Source organism: Tsukamurella conjunctivitidis, assembly GCF_007858475.1.
Lineage (GTDB): Bacteria > Actinomycetota > Actinomycetes > Mycobacteriales > Mycobacteriaceae > Tsukamurella > Tsukamurella conjunctivitidis.
This window is the reverse complement of the sequence record NZ_VIGX01000007.1, coordinates 231,453-252,305: the sequence shown is the minus strand read 5'-3', so window position 1 is coordinate 252,305 and position 20,853 is coordinate 231,453. Positions and strand designations below refer to the sequence as shown.

Here is a 20,853-nt window from a genome sequence, read left to right as displayed (position 1 = left end):
TCCATGACGGATCACGCGCACGGACATGCACACAGTCACCCGGATTGGGCGGCCCTCGCGGCCGAGATCGAGGCGGAGGGCGAGACACTGTTGCCGTACGTCACGCAGGCGCTCGACGCGCTGGCGGAGCGCCGCCCGGCGCCGGAGACGATCCTCGACGTCGGCTCGGGGCCGGGCGTCTTCGCGTCGGCGCTGGCAGCGCGGTTCCCGGCCGCCCGGACGATCGCGGTCGACGGTGCACCGCAGTTGCTCGATCGCGCCCGCGCCCGGGCGGTGCGGTCCGGGCACCCGATCGAGACGATGCGCACCGAGCTGCCCGGCGGTTTCGCGGAACTGCCCGCAGCGGATCTCATCTGGACCGCGCAGACGCTGCACCACCTCGGCGACCAGGTCGCGGCCGTGGCCGCTCTCGCGGGGCGGCTCAACCCCGGCGGTGTGCTCGCGGTGGCGGAGGGCGGCCTGCCCTCGCGCTTCCTCCCGCGGGACATCGGGCTCGGCCGGCCGGGGCTCGCCGAGCGGCTCGACGCGCTGCAGGCGACGGGCTTCGGGGAGATGCGGGCGGCGCTCGACGGCACCGTCGACGTGCCGGAGGACTGGCCCGCGGTGCTGAGGGCGGCCGGGCTGCGCGACGTGCGGGCCCGGACCTTCCTGGTGGACCGTCCGGCCCCGCTCGACGACGGTGCCCGGCGGGGCGTCGCCCTCATGCTGGGCCGTTACCTGCGGATCGCCGACCGGCTCGACCCGGACGACGCGGAGGTGCTGCGCCGGCTGAGCGATCCGGATGACCCGCAGAACGTGCAGCGCCGCCCCGATGTCTTCGTGCTGGCCGCACGAACGGTGTACATCGGGACGGCGCCGTGACCGTCGTGCGGGACTAGGAGACCGTCGCGACCCCGTCGCGGAAGGTGATCGTCCCGTGCTGGAAGGTCTGCTTGATCGCGCCGTTCTCGGCGGTCTCGTCGCTGGTGGGGTAGCCCAGCTTGCCGGTCTCGTGGCCCGCGTCGCCCCACTTGTCGCCGATCACGCCGTGCACGACGTGCGCGCCCGAGGCCTCCGACCAGTAGATCGTGCCGCCCTTGAGGGTGAGGTACTTGCCCTTGCCGTCGGGCAGGGCCGAGACGGGACCGAGCGGGGCGCCGAGGTGGCCCTTCTCGTAGCCGTACTTCGCGTACTCGCCGATGATCGGCCCGTCGGTCAGCGTGACCTCCGTGCCGCCGGGCGTCGCGATGCTGGTCGAGGGCACGGCGGCCTTCGACTCGGAGCCCGCGCCGTTGGCCCCGGACTCGCCCGCGCCGTTGGCGCCGGTCACGGCGGAGGCCGCGCTGCCGACCGCCGACGTGGCCGCGTCCTTCGCGTCGTTCGCGGTGTCCTTCGCGTTGTCGCAGGCGGTGAGGGCCACGGTCAGAGCGGCGGTGGCGGCTACTGCACCAAGCGTCCGTGTGATCCGAGTATTCATGAGAGCTCCCTTCGGCAGGGTGAATTGAACGCTCGGAATGTAACCACACTCTTGATTGGATTTCAGCGCGGACGCACTGTTTGTATCTGATCCACCGTTCCGACGGGGCCCGTGATGTCGTGAATGACCGAATGGGTCAGACCTGCGCCGTCGGGTCCCGTCGAGACCCGCGTGTCGAAGCCGACCGCGGTGCCGACGGGGTCGCGGAACAGGTGCGCCGTCAGATCGAGGTTGGGGTAGGCGACGTGCTCGGGGGAGAACCGCGGCGTCATACCGTTCGCGATGTCGAAGAATCGCGCGGCCCGGGCGACGGGACCGGTGGGCTCGTCGAGGAGCTCGACGTCCGATTCGACCCAGTACGCGGCGCGCCCGGGTCGGACCTCCTCACGGCGGGTGCGGGCCGAGGCTATGTAGCCGCCCGGCCACACGGTGCTCGGGTCGTAGGGCGGCATCCGATCCGCGGGCGGGATCGGGTCGAGTTCGCTCCCGCCGATCGCGGTCGTGTCGCGACGGTCGAGCAACCACGCGCGCAGAACGAGCCCGGCCCTCCCGCCGTGGCTCAGGACCGCCTCGACGAGCTCGATGGTCCGGCCCGCCCGGATCACGCGCACGTCCACCTCGACGGTGTCCATGGGCAGGGTGCCGAGGATGTCGTACGACAGGCGCGCGAGCCTCAGGTCGTCGTCGCGCCGAGCGTCGCGGTCCTGTTCGACGGCGTGCGCGAGGAGCGCCATCGGCGGGGCGATGTGCTGCTCCGCGGTGTTCCATCCGCCCGAGACGTGCTCGGTGGGGCGGAAGGCGGTGGCGGAGACCCGGTCGAAGTACGGCATGGGGTGAGCGTACGCCTGCGACCGGCGTGTATCGCACGAAGGGTTAATAATGAATAACTGAAAACTTGGGGTACGAAGGACCGCGCCCCGCCCCCGGACAGGGGGCGGGGCGCGGCTTCCGGCCGAGGAAGAGGATCAGGCCTTCACATCGAACCGGTCTGCGTTCGCGAGCTTGGTCCATGCCGCGACGAAATCGTGCACGAACTTCTCGCCGGCGTCCGAGGCGCCGTACACCTCGGCGATGCCGCGGAGGATGGAGTTCGAGCCGAAGACGAGGTCGGCGCGGGTGGCCGTCCACTTCTTCTCGCCGGTCGCCCGGTCGGTGCCCACGTAGGTGGAGTCGTCGTCGGACGACGGGGCCCACTTCGTGTTCATGTCGAGCAGGTTCACGAACCAGTCGTTGCTCAGCGTGCCCGGGCGGTCGGTGAAGACACCGGCCTCGGAGCCGCCGTAGTTGTTGCCCAGCACGCGGAGTCCGCCGAGGAGCACGGTCATCTCCGGCGCGGTCAGACCGAGCAGGTTCGCCTTCTCGACGAGGAGGTACTCCGCCGGCATCGGCGCGCCCTTCGCGACGTAGTTCCGGAAGGCGTCGAAGCGGGGCTCCAGCACGGCGAAGGACTCGACGTCCGTGTCCGCCTGGGTGGCGTCGGCGCGGCCCGGCGTGAACGGGATGTTCACGTCGACGCCCGCGGCCTTGGCGGCCTGCGCCACGCCGGCGTTGCCCGCGAGGACCACCACGTCGGCGAAGGAGACCTTCTTGCCGGATTCCGCATTGAACGCCTCGACGACGCCCTCGAGCGTCCGGATGACCTGCGCGAGCTCGTCGGGCTCGTTGACCTCCCAGCCGGCCTGCGGCTGCAGGCGCAGGCGGCCGCCGTTGGCGCCGCCGCGCTTGTCGGTACGACGGAACGAGGAGAAGGCCGCCCACGCGGTCTTCACGAGCTGCGCCGTGGTGAGGCCGGTCGCCAGGATGCGCTCGGTGAGGGCGTCGGCGTCGGCCCCGTCGATCGGGGTGCCCTCGGCTGCGGGGATCGGGTCCTGCCACAGGTGCTCGGTCTTCGGGACGAGGGGGCCGACGTAGCGCGAGGTGGGGCCCATGTCGCGGTGGAGCAGCTTGAACCAGGCCTTGGCGAAGGCATCGGCGAGCTGCTGCGGGTTATCGAGCCAGCGCTTGGTGATCTCGCCGTAGATCGGGTCGAAGCGCAGCGACAGATCGGTGGTCAACATCGACGGGTGGGTCTTGCCGGTGCCGAAGGCCTCCGGCACCGAGTTCGCCCAGCCGCCGTCCTTCGGGCGCCACTGATTCGCTCCAGCGGGGCTCTGGAAGAGCTCCCACTCGTTGCTGTAGAGGATCTCGAGGAAGCTGTTGTCCCACTTGGTCGGTGTGTGCGTCCAGATGACCTCGAGGCCGCTGGTCACGGCGTCCTTGCCGACGCCCGTGCCGTTGCCGCCCTTCCAGCCGAGGCCCTGCTGCTCCATGGGGGCCGCCTCGGGCTCGGGGCCGTTCTCGACGGGGCCGGCGCCGTGCGTCTTTCCGAAGGTGTGGCCGCCGACGATGAGCGCGGCGGTCTCCTCGTCGTTCATCGCCATCCGGCCGAAGGTCTCGCGGATGTCGTCGGCCGCGGCGATGTAGTCCGGGACGCCCTCGGGGCCCTCGGGGTTGACGTAGATCAGGCCCATGTGGGTGGCGCCGAGCGGCTGATCGAGCTCGCGCTTGCCCGAGAAGCGGCCGTCGGAGCCGAGCCAGGTGTGCTCCGGACCCCAGTAGACGTCCTCGGGTTCCGCGACGTCGGCGCGGCCGAAGGCGAAGCCCTCGGTGGTGAAGCCCATGTCCTCCAGGGCGACGTTGCCCGCGAACAGGATCAGGTCGGCCCAGGAGAGCTTGCGGCCGTACTTCTGCTTGATGGGCCACAGCAGGCGGCGCGCCTTGTCCAGGCTCACGTTGTCGGGCCAGCTGTTGAGCGGGGCGAAGCGCTGCAGGCCCGCGCCGCCGCCGCCGCGGCCGTCCGTGGTGCGGTAGGTGCCGGCGGAGTGCCAGGACATGCGGATGAAGAGCGGGCCGTAGTGGCCGAAGTCGGCCGGCCACCAGTCCTGCGACTCGCGCATGACCGCGACCAGGTCGGCACGCACGGCCTCCACGTCGAGCGTGGCGACCTCCGCGGCGTAGTCGAAGTCGGCGCCGAGCGGGTCGGCCTCGGCGGGGTTGTTCGCGAGCACCTTCAGGTTGACCTCGTCGGGCCACCAATCGCGGTTACCGCCGCCGGCGACCGGCGGGCGCAAGGACCCATGGGCGACGGGACAACCGCCGCTTCCGCTCGTCTGTTCCTGGGGGGAGGTGGTCTGATCCTCGGACACGGCGTTCCTCTCGGTACGGATGTGTGTACGGCTGATGAAGCGGAGCGGCCGTGCTGGCGGGCCGCGCGTTCACCACTGTACGTCCGCGACGCCACGGATTCCAGCTTTTCTGGAATTATTCTAGAAATAACTGAACGCCCAGGTGAAAGGCCCTATTTATGCGGTAGGATTGCCCTATCGACGGGCCCGTCGGCGGAAACCTCGTCAGCGCGTGGCGCGCGTGAAGGCGCCCGCGATCGTATCGAGCAGAGCGGGGTAGCGCTTGGCCTCGGGGTGTGAGCCGGGCTTGCCGCTCGAGACCACCGCGACCGCCAGGTCCCGCTCCGGATCGGCCCACATCGCGATCTCGGTGAGGCCGGTGTGCCCGAAGGCCGCCGGCGCGTGCCGCCCGAACGGGCCGAACCGCTCGGACCCCAGCATGTACCCCGTGCCCCAGCGCAGCGGCGCCCCGCCGGTGGCGAAATCGGGCCGCAGGCGTCGCGCCTGCCGGGTCGCCGCCGCGAGCGTCTCCGGCCGCAGCACGCGGACCCCGTCGAGCTCGCCGCCACGGCGGAGGATCTCCGCGAACCGGGACAGCTCCTGCGCGTTCGAGACCAGGTTGGACGACGGCACGATGCCGGTGAGGAACTGCGGCGAGTTCGACATCGGCACGATCTGCTGCATGGTGCCGCCCACCACCTTCCGGAAGGCGGCCTCGATCACCGGCGGCGCGGGCCTTCCCGTCGCATAGCTCAGCCCCACGGCGGGCAGGTCCGCGGGCGCGACCCCGAAGTTGGTCCAGCGGAAGCCCAGCGGGTCGAGGACCTCCATCGCGGCGATCTCGCGGATCGTCCGGCCCGTCGCGGCCAGCACCAGCTCCCGGACCAGCGGCCCCCAGGTGAGCGCGTGGTAGAAGTGCAGCCGGCCGGGGGAGTAGACGGGCTTGATCCCCGCGAGCATCGCCCGGGTGTACTCGCTGTCCTCGGACCGCTTCAGGTCGGGCCGGGGACCCGTGTTGATCGGGATCCCCGCGCTGTGGGTCAGGACGTGCCGCACCGTGATCCGGTCCTTGCCGTCCGCGACGAACTCCGGCAGGTAGTCGCAGACCCGGGCGTCGAGCGCGAGATCTCCGCGTTCGATCAGGCGGTGCAGCACCGTGACCGCCACGCCCTTCGCCGTCGAGTACGTGCAGAACGGGGTGTCGACGGTGACCGGCACGGGTTCGGCGCTCTCGTCGCGGTTGGACGGGAGGTCGGGGCCGTTGCCCCGGGCGTGGCCGATGGCACGGTTGAGGACGACGTCGCCGCGGTGCCGGACGCAGACCTGGATCGCCGGCTGCATGCCCGCCGCGTACCAGGACCTCGCCGCGAGCCAGATCCGCTCCATTGCGCGCGGGTCGACGCCGGAGTGGTCCTCGTCGCCGACGTCGGTGATCGCGTCCAGGTCGCGAGGGACGCGGATGCGCCCCTCCTCGGGTGCGGGGGCCGACGGCACGGTGTCGCTGCTCACGGGACGAGCCTACGGATAGATTGGCGCGGTGACCCGCGTCAGCACCGCCCTCAAGCTCGCCTACGCCGCCCTCGCCGCGGTCGACACCGCGTTGTCGGCCTCGTCGAAGCCCGCGCGCCACCACGCACGGCGCTTCACCAAGCCGCTGCTGCTGCCGACCCTCGCCGCGTCCTTCGCGACCGATCCGCGCGCGCGCCGCTCGCCGTTGCGCCGCACCACCCTCGCGGGGCAGGCCGCCGGCTGGGTGGGCGACGTGGCGCTGCTCGGCGACGACCCGCGGCACTTCGCCCTGGGCGCGAGCGCCTTCGCCACCGGGCACGCCGCGTACATCAGCGGGCTGCTGGCGCAGCGCGATCCGGACGCCTCCCCGGCGAAGCCCGCGGCGGTCGCCGCGGCCTGGGCCGTGGGCGCGCCGCGAACCCTGCTCGCCGCGTACCGCACCGCGCCCGCGCTCGCCCCCGTGCTCGCCGGCTACTCCGCCGTGCTCAGCGGCACGGCGGCCGCGGCGACGGTACTGGGGCCGCAGATCCCCGCCGACGCGCGCCGCGCGACAGTGGCGGGTGCGGGGCTGTTCCTGCTCAGCGATTCGATCCTGGGCCTGCGTAAGTTCGTGCTCGCCGATCCGCCCGCGTGGATGGAGGGCGCGGTGATGGCGACGTACACGGGCGCCCAGTTCCTCCTGGCCGAGGGCGCCGCTCGCGCGGGGGTACCGGACGCGGACCCGTCCGTCGACGGCGCTTGACCCTCACACCGTGTCAGGCGACAGAGTGGATCCCGTGACCGACACCCCGGACCTCATGAGCATCGGCAGGTTCTCGTCCCTCAGCCGGATCAGCGTGCGCATGCTGCGCCACTACGACGCCCACGGCGTCCTGGTGCCCGCAGCCGTCGACGCGCTGAGCGGCTACCGGCGGTACGCGCCGGCACAGCTCGCCGACGCCGCGGCTATCCGCCGGCTGCGCGACGTGGGATTCGGCGTGTCCGCCATCGGGGCCCTCCTGGCCGTCCGCGGCACCACGGCGTACGACGAGGCCCTGCGCGCGCAGCGTCTCGAGCTCGCCGCGGCCGCCGAGGACGCCGCGACCCGGCTCCGCCTCATCGACACCCTCTTCCAGGAGCCCGCCATGACCGACACCGTTTCCCTCACCGAGCTGCCCGCCCGCACGATCGTCTACCTGCGGGGCGTGGTGCCCGACTACGCCGGGGAGGGGCTGCTCTGGGAGCGCTTCCTGCCCGCCCTGCAGGAGCAGGGCGTCGAGATGACCGGTCCGGGCGGCTGCATCGAGCACGACGACGAGTTCCGCGAGTCCGAGGTCGACGAGTCCGTGTTCATCGAGGTGCCGGCCGGGACCGGCGTCGTGGCCCCGCTCGCCGTCATCGACGCCCCGGCCGTTCGGGCCGTCGAAGCCGTGGTCACCGGGCCCTACGCGGAGGCGATCCCGCGGGCGCACGAACTCATCGGCGAGTACGTGGCCGACCACGGCCTGATGCTCGCACGGACCGTGGACGACCCGGCGACGCACCACTTCAACGTCTACCTCGACGACCCGTGCGCGGTCCCGGAGGCGGAGCTGCGGACCCGGGTCGTGGTGCCCGTGCGGTAGCTCAGTGCGCTGCGGGGGCGCCGCGGAGCTTGCCGATCAGGTGCATGATCGCGACCACCACGGCGCCCACTGCGAGGCCGAACAGGGCGGAGCCGAGGGTGTTCGCGAGCCAGCCGGCCACCGAACCGATGGCGGGGACCAGGTCGTGCGCCCAGGTCTCCACGTGGTGCACCACGGAGTAGGGCCCATGCCAGCCCAGCTCGTCGAGGCCGACCAGCAGGATGTGGCCGCCGACCCAGCACATGGCGACGATGCCGACGTTCGCGAGCACGCTGAGGACCACCGGCATCGCCTTGACCATCGCGGTGCCGACCTTGCGGCTGAACTCCGACGGCCGCTGCGCCAGCGCGAGGCCCACGTCGTCCATCTTCACGATCGCCGCGACCACCCCGTAGACCAGCGCCGTGATGACGATCGCCACCACCACGAGGATCAGCGCCCGCGACCAGATCGACTCGCTCGCGACCTCGTTCATCGCGATGACCATGATCTCCGCCGAAAGGATGAAGTCGGTGCGAATGGCGCCCGCCACGACCGTGTCCTCGTCGACCTCGCCGGTGGACGAGGAGGGCTCCTCGACGCCGCCGTCCCCATGGCCGCTGATCTTCTCCCAGATCTTCTCGGCGCCCTCGTAACAGAGGTACGTGCCGCCGAGCATGAGGATCGGCGTCAGCGCCCACGGCGCGAGCCAGCTCAGCAGCAGGATGGCGGGCAGGATGAAGACCAGCTTGTTGCGCAGCGAGCCCTTCGCGATACGGGCGACGATGCTCAGCTCGCGCTCGGGCTTGATGCCCTGCACGTAGCGCGGCGTGACCGCCGTGTCGTCGACGACGACGCCCGCCGCCTTGACGCTCGCGCGCCCGGCGGCCGCGGCCACGTCGTCGACCGACGCGGCGGCGAGCCGCGCGAGAGCGGCGATGTCGTCGAGCAGAGCAGCGAGTCCTCCGGCCATGGCGACAGCGTAATCGGCGGGGACGCGCCCCGTTTGCCGGACTGCCGTCGCGGGCCGTCGGCGTGGGGGAGGATAATGGTGGAACCGTTACATGGAGACAGACAGAGCAGTTCGTACAGAGTCGACCGACCAAGACATTCGGGAGAAGCAAACACACATGAGTGCGCAGCAGCAGACCATCATCTACACGCTGACCGACGAGGCCCCACTTCTGGCCACCGCGTCGTTCCTGCCGATCATCCGCGCCTTCGCCGGGCCCGCCGGCATCGACGTGCAGACGAGCGACATCTCCGTCGCTGCGCGCATTCTGGCGACCTTCCCCGAGCGCCTGACCGACGAGCAGAAGGTTCCCGACAACCTCGCCGCGCTCGGCGAGCTGACCCAGGACCCGTCCGCGAACATCATCAAGCTCCCGAACATCAGCGCCTCGGTTCCGCAGCTGCTCGCCGCGATCGCGGAGCTCCAGGGCAAGGGCTACGACATCCCGGACCTGCCCTCGGAGCCGAAGACCGACGAGGAGCGCGACATCGCGACTCGCTACTCGACGATCCTCGGCAGCGCCGTGAACCCGGTGCTGCGGCAGGGCAACTCCGACCGCCGCGCTCCGCGCGCCGTCAAGGAGTACGCCCGCAAGAACCCGCACAGCATGGGCGAGTGGTCGATGGCCTCGCGCAGCCACGTCGCGCACATGAAGCACGGCGACTTCTACCACGGCGAGAAGTCCACGACGCTCGACCGCGAGCGCGACCTGCGGATGGAGCTCGTCACCGCGGACGGCCAGACCCACGTGCTCAAGCAGAGCGTCAAGCTCGGCGCGGGCGATGTCATGGACTCGATGTTCATGAGCAAGAAGGCGCTGCTCGACTTCTACGAGGAGCAGATGCAGGACGCCTACGAGACCGGCGTCATGTTCTCGCTGCACGTCAAGGCCACGATGATGAAGGTCTCGCACCCCATCGTCTTCGGCCACGCGGTCAAGGTCTTCTACAAGGAGGCCTTCGCCAAGCACCAGGAGCTCTTCGACGAGCTGGGCGTCAACGTCAACAACGGCCTCGGCGACCTGTACGACAAGATCGCGACCCTCCCCGCGTCCAAGCACGAGGAGATCGTCAAGGACCTGCACGCCTGCCACGAGCACCGCCCGGAGCTGGCGATGGTCGACTCGGCGCGCGGCATCTCCAACTTCCACTCGCCGTCCGACGTCATCGTCGACGCGTCGATGCCCGCGATGATCCGCGCCGGCGGCAAGATGTACGGCGCCGACGGGCGTACCAAGGACACCAAGGCCGTGATGCCGGAGTCCACCTTCGCCCGCATCTACCAGGAGATCATCAACTTCTGTAAGACCAACGGCGCGTTCGATCCCCGCACCATGGGCACCGTCCCCAACGTGGGCCTGATGGCGCAGAAGGCCGAGGAGTACGGCAGCCACGACAAGACCTTCGAGGTGCCCGCCGCCGGCACCGCGAACATCGTCGACAACGCCACCGGCGAGGTCATCCTGTCGCAGGAGGTCGAGGAGGGCGACATCTGGCGGATGTGCACCGTCAAGGACGCCCCGATCCGCGACTGGATCAAGCTGGCGGTCAACCGAGCCCGCAACTCCGGTACGCCGGTGCTGTTCTGGCTGGATCCGTACCGCCCGCACGAGAACGAGCTCATCAAGGCGGTCAAGGCCGAGCTGAAGAACTACGACACCGAGGGCCTCGACATCCAGATCATGTCGCAGGTGCGCGCCATGCGCTACACCCTCGAGCGCGCGATGCGCGGCCTCGACACCATCGCCGCGACGGGCAACATCCTGCGCGACTACCTGACCGACCTGTTCCCGATCCTCGAGCTCGGCACGTCGGCCAAGATGCTGTCGATCGTGCCCCTCATGGCGGGCGGCGGCATGTACGAGACGGGTGCCGGCGGCTCGGCGCCCAAGCACGTCAAGCAACTCACGGAGGAGAACCACCTCCGGTGGGACTCGCTCGGCGAGTTCCTCGCCCTCGCGGTGAGCCTCGAGGACATGGGCATCAAGAACGAGAACGGGGCCGCCAAGGTGCTGGCGACCACCCTCGACGCGGCGACCGGCAAGCTGCTCGAGAACAACAAGGCCCCCTCGCGGAGCACCGGCGAGCTCGACAACCGCGGCAGCCAGTTCTACCTCGCCCTGTACTGGGCGCAGGAGCTCGCGGCGCAGACCGAGAACCCGGAGCTCGCGGCGAAGTTCGCGCCGCTCGCGGAGAAGCTCGCGGCGGACGAGTCGACCATCGTGGAGGAACTGCGCGCCGTACAGGGCGAGCCCGCCGACATCGGCGGCTACTACTACCCGGACCCCGAGAAGATGGCGAAGGTGATGCGTCCGAGCGCCACCTTCAACGCGGACCTGGAGTCGCTCGACTCCTGATCGACCCGCTGGAACGGGCATCGTCGACCTGTGTCGACGGTGCCCGTTCGCTTGTCCGCGGTGCGCCCGGCTACAGGAACCGGGACTGCTGGCCGTCGACGAAGGACATGATGCGCTGGTAGCCGGAGCCGGTGACCCGAACGAGCAGGTCCAGCGCCACCGCGTCGGGGCCGATCAGGATGCGGCCGTGGTTCTTCTTGACGCCGTGCAGGATGGTACGGGCCGCCGAGTCGGCGCTCGTGCGGGCGAGGTACTTGTTGAAGAACGCGGCGAACGACGCCTGGTCCTGCCCCTCGCCGACGGTGGCGTTGTTGCAGATGTCGGTCTTGATGCCGCCGGGGTGCACGCAGCTCACGCCCACGTTGTGGCCGCTCGCGAGCATCTCGATCCGCAGCGCCTCCGTGAAGCCGCGGACCGCGAACTTTGCGGCGTTGTAGGCGCTCTGGCCGCCGACGCCGAGAACGCCGAAGATCGAGCTGGTATTGGCGATGTGGCCGTCGCCGGAGGCGATGAGGTGAGGCAGGAAGGCCTTGGAGCTGTTGACCACGCCCCAGAAGTCCACGTCCATGAGGCGGTCGTAGTCCTTGAAGGAGGTCTTCTCGACGCTCGCGTGGTGCGCGATGCCGGCGTTGTTGAAGACCAGGTTGACCACGCCGTAGTGCTCGGCGACCTCGTCGGCGTAGGCGAGGATCTGCTCACGTTCGCCGACGTTGACGACCTTGGTGTGCACCTCGGCGCCGAGGGCGCGGGCGTCCTCCGCGGTCTTCTCGAGGCCTGCGGGGTCGTAGTCGCACAGCGAGAGCTTGGCGCCCTGGCGCGCGAGTTCGAGGGCGAGTTCGCGGCCCATGCCCGAGGCGACGCCGGTGACGACGGCGACCTTGCCGTGGAAGTCCTTCATGGTCGGTTCTCCTTAATCCATGACCCGCGCGAGGAACTCGGCGGCGTCGTCGGCGGCCGCGTACACGGTGCCGAAGTGGTCGGTGGGGTACAGCTTGAGCGTCACCGGCTGCCGGTGCAGTGCCAGGGCCGCGGCGAGCGAGAGCCCGGAGGCGACGGGCACGTCGATGTCGGTGAGGCCGTGGCCGAGGAAGATCGGTCGGTCGTACCCGGTCACCGGGGTGCCCATGTGCTCGTGCAGCGCGTCGTAGATCCCCGGGATGGATCGCAGGGGAGCGGTGACCCAGGTCGAGATCTTCGCGCCGCGGACCGCGTCCCGGGTGTCGTAGAGGCTCAGGCCCTCCGCGAGGTCGACGATCCGCCGGCCCTCGTCGCTGAGCAGCGAATCGATCCCGAGATCGGGCCGGGCATCACGGATCCCGGCGAGGATGTACGCGGCGTAGACGTTGGTGAGCGGCGGCAGCGCGAGCGGCGGGAAGGACGGACGGAGGAACTGCGCGACCCGCTCGATGTTCGCGGGCGTGCCGGTGGCGACGACGCCGCGCAGGTCGAGGTCGTGCTCGGCGCCGAACTCGGTGGCGTAGCGGGCGCCGTTCATCGCCGCGCCCGCGCCCTGGGACTGGCCGACGAGGGCCCACCGTCGGGCGAGGGGCAGGCCGAGCTGCCGCGCCGCCTGAACCGAGTCGATGAGGTTGTGCGCCTCGACCTTCCCGTTGAGATAGCTCATCAGCCCGGGGGTGCCCATGCCCGCGTAGTCGGTGGCGACCACGGCGTAGCCGTGCCGCAGCCAGTGCCCGAGGTAGAAGACCTGCCGCTCGGACTGGGGCTGGGCGGAGGGGGTCGCGTCGTCGCACAGCCCGACGGTGCCGTGCGCCCACGCGATGACGGGCCACCCGCCCTCCGGCGCGGTCCCCGCCGGGAGGAAGAGGGAGGCCGTGCTCACGGCGGCCCCGTGCTGGTTCGTGGTGGCGTACAGGAAGCGGTGGGCCTGGGCGGCGTCGTGGAGGCCGAGCTCCCGAGCGAGCGGCACCCGCTCGATCGGCGTACCGGGCGGCAGCGCGGGGCCCGTGTACTCCCGAGCGTCGAGCCCCGACCAGTTCGGAGGACCGATCGGCGTGATGGGATCGGGCGTCGCGAGACCGCGGAGGAGGCCGCCGACGTGGCTGGTCACGGCGCGGGACAGGGCGGACGGCGTGATCGGCACCACGCCAACCTAACAGTCCGCAGGGCTCACGCGGCGGCCCGGCGGCGGGGGATGGCGAGGGAGCAGAGGACCGCCAGCGCGCAGACGGCGAGGCTGATCAGGATCGTGGCCTCGTAGGCGCCGGCGGAGGGCGTCCTGACGGTGCCCGACGGCGTCGTCGTCAGCACGGTCGCGCCGGTCAGCACCATGCCGACGACGGCCGTCGCCATGGACGTGCCGACGGAGCGCATGAGCGCGTTGACCCCGTTCGCCTCGCCGGTCTGCGAGACCGGGACCACCGACATGATGAGCGCCGGCATCGCGGAGTAGGCGATCCCGAGGCCCGCGCCGACGAGGGCGCTGGCGGCGAGGATCCACAGCCAGTCGACGCCCCACGGACCGGCGAGGGCGGCGAGCAGGACCAGGTATCCGCCGCCGATCACGACGCCGCCGATGGCGAGGGACAGGCGTGCGCCGTGCCGGTCGGTGATCCACGAGCTGACGTAGGAGAAGCCGAACATCACGAGCCCCGTCGGCATGAGGACGAGGCTCGCCGGCACCATGTCCAGCCCGAGGCCCGCGGGCGCCTGTTCGGGCGCCATGAGCATCTGGATCGGCATCATCTGCATGGCGTAGAAGGCGAAACCCGTGGCGACGGAGGCGATGTTGGTGAGCAGGATGGGGCGACTGATCAGCGTGTCGACGTCGATCAACGCATTCGGGGTGCGGCGCTCGTAGCGCCACCAGGCGACCGCCGAGATCGCGAACGCCGCGAACATGCCGAGGGTCAGCGGGTCCGTCCAGCCCCACTCGGAGGCCTTGGACAGGGGGAGCAGCACGAAGGTGAGGACGGCGGTGAGGCCGAGCGTGCCGACCACGTCGAACCGGCCGCCGGCGTCGGACGGCCCCTCCGGGACGAACCGCAGGATGGCCGCTGCGCAGCCGACGGCGGCGAGGGCGCAGATCCAGAACAGTGCGTGCCAGCTGATGTGCCGGGCGATCGACGCCGCGAACGGAAGTCCCAGCGCGCCGCCCACCCCCAGGGACGCACTCATCGCTCCGACGGCGGAGCCCAGCTGCCGCGCGGGCACGATGTCGCGCAGGATGCTGATCCCGACCGCGATCGCGCCGATGCCGAGCCCCTGGAGGCCGCGGCCCACGAGGAACGGCGCGAGTGCCGTCGACACGGCGCACACGGCGGAGCCCAGGGCGACCGCGCCCATGTTGCCGAGGAGCACCCGCCGCTTGCCGAACATGTCGCCGAGTCGGCCCGCGATCGGCGTGCCGACGGCCCCCACGAGGAGGGTGATGGTGAGCGTCCACGAGGCGTTCGACGGCGTGGTCCTCAACAGCGCGGGGAGCTGCGGGATCAGCGGCACGATGATGGTCTGCATCAGTGCGACCACGATCCCCGCGGCGCACAGGACGGCGACGGCGGCGCGGGAGTATGACTGGGACAGGGCGATGCCTTCGTGATCGGCGTTGGGTTGCTAGTAATCCTAACAATGGCTCGACGGTGACGAATTCCGGTGTGCAGGCAGGACGAGGTGACTTCCGGGTAGCTCGTATCGCCTGCTTAGATCATCGAATGCTCGTCGCCCTGTTCTCCTTCGCCGCCGCTGCGGCGCTCCTGGTGATCCTGCCCGGCCCGGACACCCTCGTGGTGGTCCGCGGCGTCGTGCAGGGAGGTCGCAACACGGGGATCCGGACGAGCCTCGGGGTGCTCAGCGGCCTCGTGATCTGGGTCGTGGCGGCGGTCCTGGGGCTCTCGGCGATGCTCAAGGCCAGCGAGTACGGCTACACGGCCCTCAAGTTCGTGGGCGCCGCGTACCTGATCTACATGGGCGTGCAGTCGTTGCGCGCCGTCGTGCGCGGGTCCGCCCTGGGCGAGCCGCCGCTCCCGGTGGCGCCGTCGTGGCGCACGGCCGGATTCAGCGCGGGTTTCCTCACCGACATCCTGAATCCGAAGATCGGCGTGCTCTTCGTGAGCCTGCTGCCGGGCTTCGTGCCCACCGGCTACTCGGTGACCTGGACGACCCTGGCGCTCGGCGGCGTGTACATCGCGCTGACCGCTGTCTACTGCGGCGTCCTCATCGCCGCCGCCGGCACGGTGACCCGGTGGATGCAGACACCGCGGACGCGCCGGTTCCTCGACGGTCTGGCCGGCGTGGCGCTCATCGGGTTCGGGGCGAAGCTCGTCACCGAGCGGTAGCGGGTCGGGACGCGGGGGAATCGAACAGCGTCCGCTCGGACCGCAGCAGGTACTCCACGAGGAGGGCTGCCGCCTCGTCACCCCGGCCGCTCTCGAAAGTCTCGAGGATGACGACGTTGTCGTCGAGGAACGGGGCGTGCAGGAACTCGGGGTCCGCGAAGGCGCCGAACGCGAGGCGCAGTTCGGCCAGGATCGAGTCGAGGACCGCGTCCAGCCGAGGGCTGTCGTTGAGCCCCACGATCGCGCGGTGGAACTCGAGGTCGGCGGTACCGACGGCTTGCCAGTCGCCGAGCCGCGCCGCGGCCCGCGCCGCGTCGACGGCGTCGCGCATCCGGACGGCGGCGGGGTGGTCCGGGCCCGCGGCACGCAGCGAGGGCGGTTCGACGGTGCGGCGCACCAGGTAGATGTCCCGCACGGACGCGCGCGTGGGCGTGGTGACCCGGGCGCCGCGGTTCGCCTCGTGCGCGATCAGTCCCTCGTGGGCCAGTGTCCGCATCGCCTCGCGCAGCGTGTTCCGGGAGACGCCCAGTTCCGCGGCGAGGCGTTCCTCCCGGAGCGGATCGCCGGGGCGCAGGACGCCCTCGACGATCGCCCGCCGCAGGTCGTCCGTCGCGTCGGTGGCCGCGTGGCCGCGCTGTCGTCCGGTGCTCACCGGTCCGATCGTACGAGGCGGGTGCATTCTTGTTGAACAAATCAGCGCGAAGAGCGTGACAAATTGTTCAACAATCGCATATGGTGTGGGTCACATCCCGTGGACGGCCGTCGACCACAGACTCACGCCGCCCGACCGCCCGACCGAGAAGAGGTCCCGCCATGCCCACGACAGAATCCGGCACGGGCGCGCCGCAGAAGGGCGCGATCAAGGCGTACATCGCCAGCCTCACCGGCACCTCGCTCGAGTACTACGACTTCGCGCTCTACTCCGTCGCGTCGGCCCTGGTCTTCCCGCACGTCTTCTTTCCCGCGGAGGACCCATTCATCGGACTCCTCCTGTCCTTCTCGACCTTCGCCGTCGGGTACTTCGCCCGTCCGCTCGGTGGCGTGATCTTCGGCCGCCTCGGCGACCGGATCGGACGCAAGAACGTCCTGGTCGCGACGTTGCTCCTGATCGGCATCGCCACCGTGCTCATCGGCGTCCTGCCGAGCTACGGGACCATCGGCGTGGTCGCACCGACGATCCTCGTGCTGCTGCGGTTCGCGCAGGGCGTCGGTGTCGGCGGTGAGTGGGGCGGCGCGGTGCTGCTCTCCAGCGAGTTCGGCGACCCGCGCAAGCGGGGCTTCTGGGCGTCCGCTGCGCAGATCGGCGTCCCCGTCGGCAATCTCATGGCGAACGGCGTGCTCGCGCTGGTCGCCGCCGTGCTCAGCGAGGACGCCTTCCGCGACTGGGGCTGGCGCATCGGCTTCCTGCTCTCCGCCGTCCTCGTGGTCTTCGGGCTCGTGATCCGGCTCAGGCTGGAGGAGACCCCCGTCTTCCAGGCGATCGCCGAGCGCGCCGAGCAGCCGAAGGCCCCGATCTCCGAGGTGCTCCGCGGTCACCCGCGGGCTCTCCTCGCGGCGGCGCTCTCCCGTATCTGCCCCGACGTTCTCTATTCGCTGCTCACCGTCTTCCTCGCCAGTTACGCCACCAAGCAGCTCCACTTCCCGACGAGCGCCGTGCTCACCGCAGTGTTGACCGGGTCGGCCGTGCAGATCTTCGTGATGCCGCTCGCGGGGTCGCTGACCGACCGGTTCAACCGTCGCCTCGTGTACGGCATCGGAGCGGTGCTCACGGCGGCGTGGGTTCCGGTGCTGTTCCTGATGATCCAGTCGGGCAGCCGTGTCCTGCTGACGATCGGTGTGGTGGTGGGCATGTCGCTGCACGCGCTGATGTACGGGCCGCAGGCGGCGTTCATCACCGAGCAGTTCCCCGCCCGCCTGCGCTACGCGGGCAGCTCTCTCGCCTACACCTTCGCGGGCGTCGTCGGCGGCGGCATGGCGCCGCTCATCTTCACCGTGCTCTTCCGCTGGACCGACTCGTGGGTGATCATCGCCGTCTACGTCGCGATCACGGCGGTGGCGACCGTCGCCGGCATGTGCATCGGCCGCGATCCCGCCCCCGAGGAAGAACTGCAACTGCTCGCCGACGCCCCGGACGGTATCGATGTCCCGCACTGACGTCCGTCGCCTCGGCGCCCGGGCCGTGCGAGTCCGGGTGGTACCCGGCGCCGTCGAAGCGCTGCGCGCCCGCCTCGCCGCGGAACCCCTGCCCGGACAGCGCGAGTTGGTGCCGGGAGGCGAGACGATCACCGTCCTCTTCGACGGGGCCCGGTCCGCCGGAGAAGCGGAGCGCATCCTCTCGGCGATGGAGCCGCCGGAACCGCGGGTCGCCGACGGTCCACTCGTCGAGATCGGCGTCGTCTACGACGGCGAGGACCTGCGGGACGTGGCGGAGCTGCTCGGCACGGATCCCGCGGGCGTGGTGCGGATGCACACTGAACGCTCTTGGCACGTGGGCTTCCTCGGCTTCGCGCCCGGATTCGCCTACCTGCGGTCGGCCGAGCCCGGGCCCGAGATCGCGCGCCGCTCCTCGCCCCGCGTCCGCGTTCCCGCGGGTTCCGTCGGACTGGCAGGGGAGTACAGCGCCGTCTACCCGCGCACCTCGCCGGGCGGCTGGCAGTTGATCGGCCGCACCGAAGCCGAGCTGTGGTCGCTCGACCGCGACCCGCCGGCCCTCCTCGTCCCCGGTGCGCGCGTGCGGTTCACCGCGGTCCGCGAGCGCATCGTCGTGCCCGAAGCGCCCGCGCCGCCCGATCCCGGCCCAGCCCCGACGAGCGGTCTGCTCGTTCGCGCGACCGGGCTGCAGAGCCTCGTGGAGGACCTGGGCCGTCCGGGTCTGGCGGCGATCGGAGTCACGCGGTCGGGCGCGGCCGATCGAGCCGCGCTGCGGCAGGCCAACCGCCTCGTCGGCAATCCCGAGCACGCCGCGGGTATCGAGAACGTAGGCGGCGGTGTCGAACTGGTGGCCGTGGGGGAGCAGGTCGTCGCGGTGTCCGGCGCCGACGCCGAGCTCGTCGTGGAGGCCCCCGACGGGCACTGGCGCACCGTCGAGCGCGGGCGTCCCTTCGCCCTCGACGACGGCGACCTCCTCGAGATCGGGCCCGTGACCGCGGGGCTGCGCGTCGTGATCGCCGTCCGCGGCGGCATCGATGTCCCGCCGGTACTGGGCAGCCGCAGCACCGACACGCTCGCCCACCTCGGTCCCGGCCCGATCACCGCCGGCGCGGTGCTGCCCGTCGGACGGGCGCCGCGAACCGCCGTCGGCGTGCCCGAGACGGTGCCCGCCGTTCCGGACGGGAGCCGCCCCACGGTGCTCGGCGTGACCCCGGGGCCGGATGCCGGCCTCTTCCCCGACGGTGCCTGGGAGCACCTGCTCGACGAGGAGTGGGAGGTCACGCCGCAGAGCGATCGGGTCGGGGTCCGCCTCACCGGGCGGCCGCTCGAGCGATTCGGCGGCGAGGTCCAGAGCCAAGCGCTCGTGCCCGGCGCGATCCAGGTTCCGCCGTCCGGCCACCCCGTCGTCTTCGTCGTCGACCACCCGACGACCGGTGGCTATCCGGTGCTCGCCGTCGTCGCCGAGGAGTACCTCGATCGTCTGGCACAGCTGCCCCTGGGCTCGATGGTGTCCTTCGCCGACGGAAGGTGACTCCGTCGCACTCGGCGCAACCGTGCTCTCGAACGGGCCCGTGCGGTTAGGGTCGGGTCCACGGGCGGTTCGCGCACGGTCGCTCGAACGACTCGCAGGAAGACCGGAAGGACCCCATGAGGAAGTTCGCAGATCGGCGGATCGTCGGCGTGGTCGCAGCCCTGGCGGCGGTGTCGCTGGCCGCCGCGGGGTGCGGCAGCAGCGGTACGAGCGACGATGTGGCGGTCACGTCGTCGGCGACCGCGCCGACAACCACGACCACGGCCGGTTCGTCCGCTCCGTCCTCCGGGGCGCACTCCTCGGGCTCGGCGACCTCGGCCTCGTCCTCGGGGGCGGCGGGATCGTCGGGGAAGGCCGCGCCCGGATCGGTGAAGGTGAAGGGGGCAGACGGCAGCGAGGTGACACTCACGGGCCCGATCGCCGCGAAGTACTCCGCGGCCACGGCCGCTCAGCGCGCCTCGCTCGGTGTCGTCCTCACGGGCGATCACAACGCGGGCACCCGCGACAGCGGCGTCATCTTCCAGCAGTTCAAGGGCGGCGTGATCACCGCGAAGAGCGCCGCAGCCGGTACGCCCGCGTACATCACGTGGGGCCGCATCCGCGACGCCTGGAACATCGAGCGCGGCCCGGACGGTAAGCCCGACCCGGAGGGGAAGAACGGCTCCGCCGGACCGCTCGGTGCGGTGACGAGCGACGAGACCACCTCCGGAGCGGTCAAGCAGACCACCTTCGAACACGGGAGGATCAGCTTCAACACGCAGACCGGCAAGGTTGAGGTGACCGTCAACGGCAAGGTCGTCCCGGCGGGGATCTAGAAGGGCAGAACGATGGCGGATACCGCGGGACCGATCGACATCACGTTCACCGCAGTCCTCGGCAAGGTGCGCGAAGGCGACACCTGGACGTGCGTGCAGTTGCCCGACTCCGCCGAGATCTTCGGCACCCGCGGCCTGGTGAAGGTTTCGGGCACCGTCGACGGCGAGCCCTTCACCTCGTCGTTCATGGCCCTCGGCGACGGGACGCACAAGCTCCCCGTCGCCGCCGCGATCCGCCGCCGGATCGGCAAGACCGACGGCGACGAGGTCGTTGTGCACCTCAGCCAGCGGCTGAACTGAGTCACCGGCGCAGGACGCCGGATGCGAGGCGCGCGGCCGTCTCGGCGACGGTGTGCCGCCAGCCGGCGGGATCGACGGCGTGGGCACCGCGGTCGCCCGCGAAGGCACTGGAGACCACGAGATCGGGCTCGAGGCCGCCGAGCAGTTCCAGGCTCGCGAGCAGGGACTCGCCGTCGCTCATGCCGGGGATGTACCCGGCGTTCCACCGGCCGTCCGCGGCGCGGAACAGGGTGTCGCCGGTGAACAGGTACCGCGCACCGTCAACGCCGATGACGAGGAAGGACGTGCTCCCCGGGGTGTGGCCGGGCGTCGGGATGACCTCGACGCCGTTCGCGTCGACGGTGCGATCCGCGAGCAGGACGCCCGGGGTGGCGTGCTCCGTGATGCCCGCGAGGTCACGCGCCGGGGCGTGAAGGACCGCGCCGAACCGCTCCGCGACGGCCCGCAGCATCGGGCCCGCCTCGTCCTGATGGCTCAGGTACTGGTGGGTGACGCCCCCGCGGTCGGCAAGGGCGTCGAATTCCGCGTCGTCGCCGGGGGAGTAGAAGAGGATGTTGCCGCCGTTCGCAGGCGTCCAGAGGTACGCGTGGGTGGTGAGTCCCGGGAACGGGGAGAACATGGGAGTCTCGACGAGGTCGGGCCGGATCGTGGTGAGCATCGGAGTTCCTCTCGTGGGGTGCCTCC

20 protein-coding genes are annotated in these 20,853 nt (G+C 71.0%); 9 read left to right on the top strand and 11 right to left on the bottom strand.

What is annotated here, in order from left to right:
- Positions 1-3 precede the first annotated feature (3 nt).
- Entirely contained in the window at positions 4-861 is an 858-nt protein-coding gene (locus tag FK530_RS14895; RefSeq protein WP_146487813.1) for a class I SAM-dependent methyltransferase, read from the top strand.
- 13 nt (positions 862-874) lie between these two features.
- On the opposite strand, the gene FK530_RS14890 is transcribed toward FK530_RS14895, so the two are convergent.
- The 4 genes from FK530_RS14890 to FK530_RS14875 form a co-directional block, all read right to left on the bottom strand.
- Entirely contained in the window at positions 875-1,456 is a 582-nt protein-coding gene (locus tag FK530_RS14890) for an LGFP repeat-containing protein (RefSeq protein ID WP_146487812.1), read from the bottom strand.
- Between the two features lie 62 nt (positions 1,457-1,518).
- On the bottom strand, positions 1,519-2,286 hold the full coding sequence (locus tag FK530_RS14885) for an acyl-CoA thioesterase domain-containing protein (RefSeq protein WP_146487811.1): 768 nt from the start codon (positions 2,284-2,286) through the stop codon (positions 1,519-1,521).
- Between the two features lie 135 nt (positions 2,287-2,421).
- Entirely contained in the window at positions 2,422-4,641 is a 2,220-nt protein-coding gene (katG, locus tag FK530_RS14880; protein WP_146487810.1) for a catalase/peroxidase HPI, read from the bottom strand.
- A gap of 204 nt (positions 4,642-4,845) precedes the next feature.
- A complete protein-coding gene (locus FK530_RS14875) occupies positions 4,846-6,129 on the bottom strand; it encodes a serine hydrolase (protein ID WP_146487809.1) in 1,284 nt (427 codons plus the stop codon).
- Positions 6,130-6,157: 28 nt separating this feature from the next.
- On the opposite strand from FK530_RS14875, the gene FK530_RS14870 reads away from it, so the two are divergent.
- Together FK530_RS14870 and FK530_RS14865 are read left to right on the top strand one after the other, a co-directional pair.
- Positions 6,158-6,871: a lysoplasmalogenase gene (locus FK530_RS14870; protein ID WP_146487808.1), complete on the top strand. Its 714-nt coding sequence runs from the start codon at positions 6,158-6,160 to the stop codon at positions 6,869-6,871.
- A 34-nt stretch (positions 6,872-6,905) separates the two neighbouring features.
- Positions 6,906-7,733 carry a MerR family transcriptional regulator gene (locus tag FK530_RS14865; RefSeq protein WP_146487807.1) on the top strand — a complete coding sequence of 276 codons (828 nt, stop codon included), beginning with the start codon at positions 6,906-6,908 and terminating at the stop codon, positions 7,731-7,733.
- 1 nt (position 7,734) lies between these two features.
- On the opposite strand, the gene FK530_RS14860 is transcribed toward FK530_RS14865, so the two are convergent.
- Positions 7,735-8,685, bottom strand: coding sequence for a DUF808 domain-containing protein (locus FK530_RS14860; RefSeq protein WP_146487806.1), 951 nt, complete (start codon positions 8,683-8,685; stop codon positions 7,735-7,737).
- Between the two features lie 157 nt (positions 8,686-8,842).
- Here FK530_RS14860 and FK530_RS14855 point away from each other — a divergent pair, with 157 nt between their 5' ends.
- Entirely contained in the window at positions 8,843-11,080 is a 2,238-nt protein-coding gene (locus tag FK530_RS14855; RefSeq protein ID WP_146487805.1) for an NADP-dependent isocitrate dehydrogenase, read from the top strand.
- A 70-nt stretch (positions 11,081-11,150) separates the two neighbouring features.
- Here FK530_RS14855 and FK530_RS14850 read toward each other — a convergent pair whose 3' ends face one another.
- From FK530_RS14850 to FK530_RS14840, 3 genes are read right to left on the bottom strand one after another with little or no spacing between them, the layout of a single operon-like run.
- The gene (locus FK530_RS14850) at positions 11,151-11,978 is read right to left on the bottom strand and encodes an SDR family NAD(P)-dependent oxidoreductase (RefSeq protein WP_146487804.1); all 828 of its coding nucleotides are present in this window, start codon (positions 11,976-11,978) and stop codon (positions 11,151-11,153) included.
- A gap of 12 nt (positions 11,979-11,990) precedes the next feature.
- Entirely contained in the window at positions 11,991-13,184 is a 1,194-nt protein-coding gene (locus FK530_RS14845) for a lipase family protein (protein WP_146487803.1), read from the bottom strand.
- 23 nt (positions 13,185-13,207) lie between these two features.
- Positions 13,208-14,554, bottom strand: a complete 1,347-nt coding sequence (locus FK530_RS14840; RefSeq protein WP_231706642.1) for an MFS transporter — start codon at positions 14,552-14,554, stop codon at positions 13,208-13,210.
- Between the two features lie 194 nt (positions 14,555-14,748).
- On the opposite strand from FK530_RS14840, the gene FK530_RS14835 reads away from it, so the two are divergent.
- The gene (locus tag FK530_RS14835) at positions 14,749-15,372 is read left to right on the top strand and encodes a LysE family translocator (RefSeq protein WP_146487801.1); all 624 of its coding nucleotides are present in this window, start codon (positions 14,749-14,751) and stop codon (positions 15,370-15,372) included.
- Here FK530_RS14835 and FK530_RS14830 read toward each other — a convergent pair.
- Positions 15,359-16,024, bottom strand: coding sequence for a GntR family transcriptional regulator (locus tag FK530_RS14830; RefSeq protein ID WP_205124210.1), 666 nt, complete (start codon positions 16,022-16,024; stop codon positions 15,359-15,361). The two genes, FK530_RS14835 and FK530_RS14830, sit on opposite strands and share 14 nt — an antisense overlap.
- Positions 16,025-16,185: 161 nt before the next feature.
- Here FK530_RS14830 and FK530_RS14825 point away from each other — a divergent pair, with 161 nt between their 5' ends.
- Both FK530_RS14825 and FK530_RS14820 read left to right on the top strand, forming a co-directional pair.
- The gene (locus FK530_RS14825) at positions 16,186-17,526 is read left to right on the top strand and encodes an MFS transporter (protein WP_146487799.1); all 1,341 of its coding nucleotides are present in this window, start codon (positions 16,186-16,188) and stop codon (positions 17,524-17,526) included.
- Positions 17,513-19,054 (top strand): 5-oxoprolinase subunit B/C family protein, encoded by a 1,542-nt coding sequence (locus FK530_RS14820; protein ID WP_146487798.1) that lies wholly within the window; start codon positions 17,513-17,515, stop codon positions 19,052-19,054. The genes FK530_RS14825 and FK530_RS14820 overlap by 14 nt, the downstream gene beginning before the upstream one ends.
- 46 nt (positions 19,055-19,100) lie before the next feature.
- On the opposite strand, the gene FK530_RS27295 is transcribed toward FK530_RS14820, so the two are convergent.
- The gene (locus tag FK530_RS27295) at positions 19,101-19,463 is read right to left on the bottom strand and encodes a hypothetical protein (protein ID WP_410468427.1); all 363 of its coding nucleotides are present in this window, start codon (positions 19,461-19,463) and stop codon (positions 19,101-19,103) included.
- On the opposite strand from FK530_RS27295, the gene FK530_RS27290 reads away from it, so the two are divergent.
- Positions 19,453-19,869, top strand: coding sequence for an LGFP repeat-containing protein (locus FK530_RS27290; protein WP_410468428.1), 417 nt, complete (start codon positions 19,453-19,455; stop codon positions 19,867-19,869). The genes FK530_RS27295 and FK530_RS27290 overlap by 11 nt on opposite strands.
- Positions 19,870-19,881: 12 nt before the next feature.
- The gene (locus tag FK530_RS14810) at positions 19,882-20,169 is read left to right on the top strand and encodes a DUF1905 domain-containing protein (RefSeq protein ID WP_146487796.1); all 288 of its coding nucleotides are present in this window, start codon (positions 19,882-19,884) and stop codon (positions 20,167-20,169) included.
- Between the two features lies 1 nt (position 20,170).
- On the opposite strand, the gene FK530_RS14805 is transcribed toward FK530_RS14810, so the two are convergent.
- Positions 20,171-20,827 (bottom strand): MBL fold metallo-hydrolase, encoded by a 657-nt coding sequence (locus FK530_RS14805; protein WP_146487795.1) that lies wholly within the window; start codon positions 20,825-20,827, stop codon positions 20,171-20,173.
- Between the last annotated feature and the right edge of the window lie 26 nt (positions 20,828-20,853).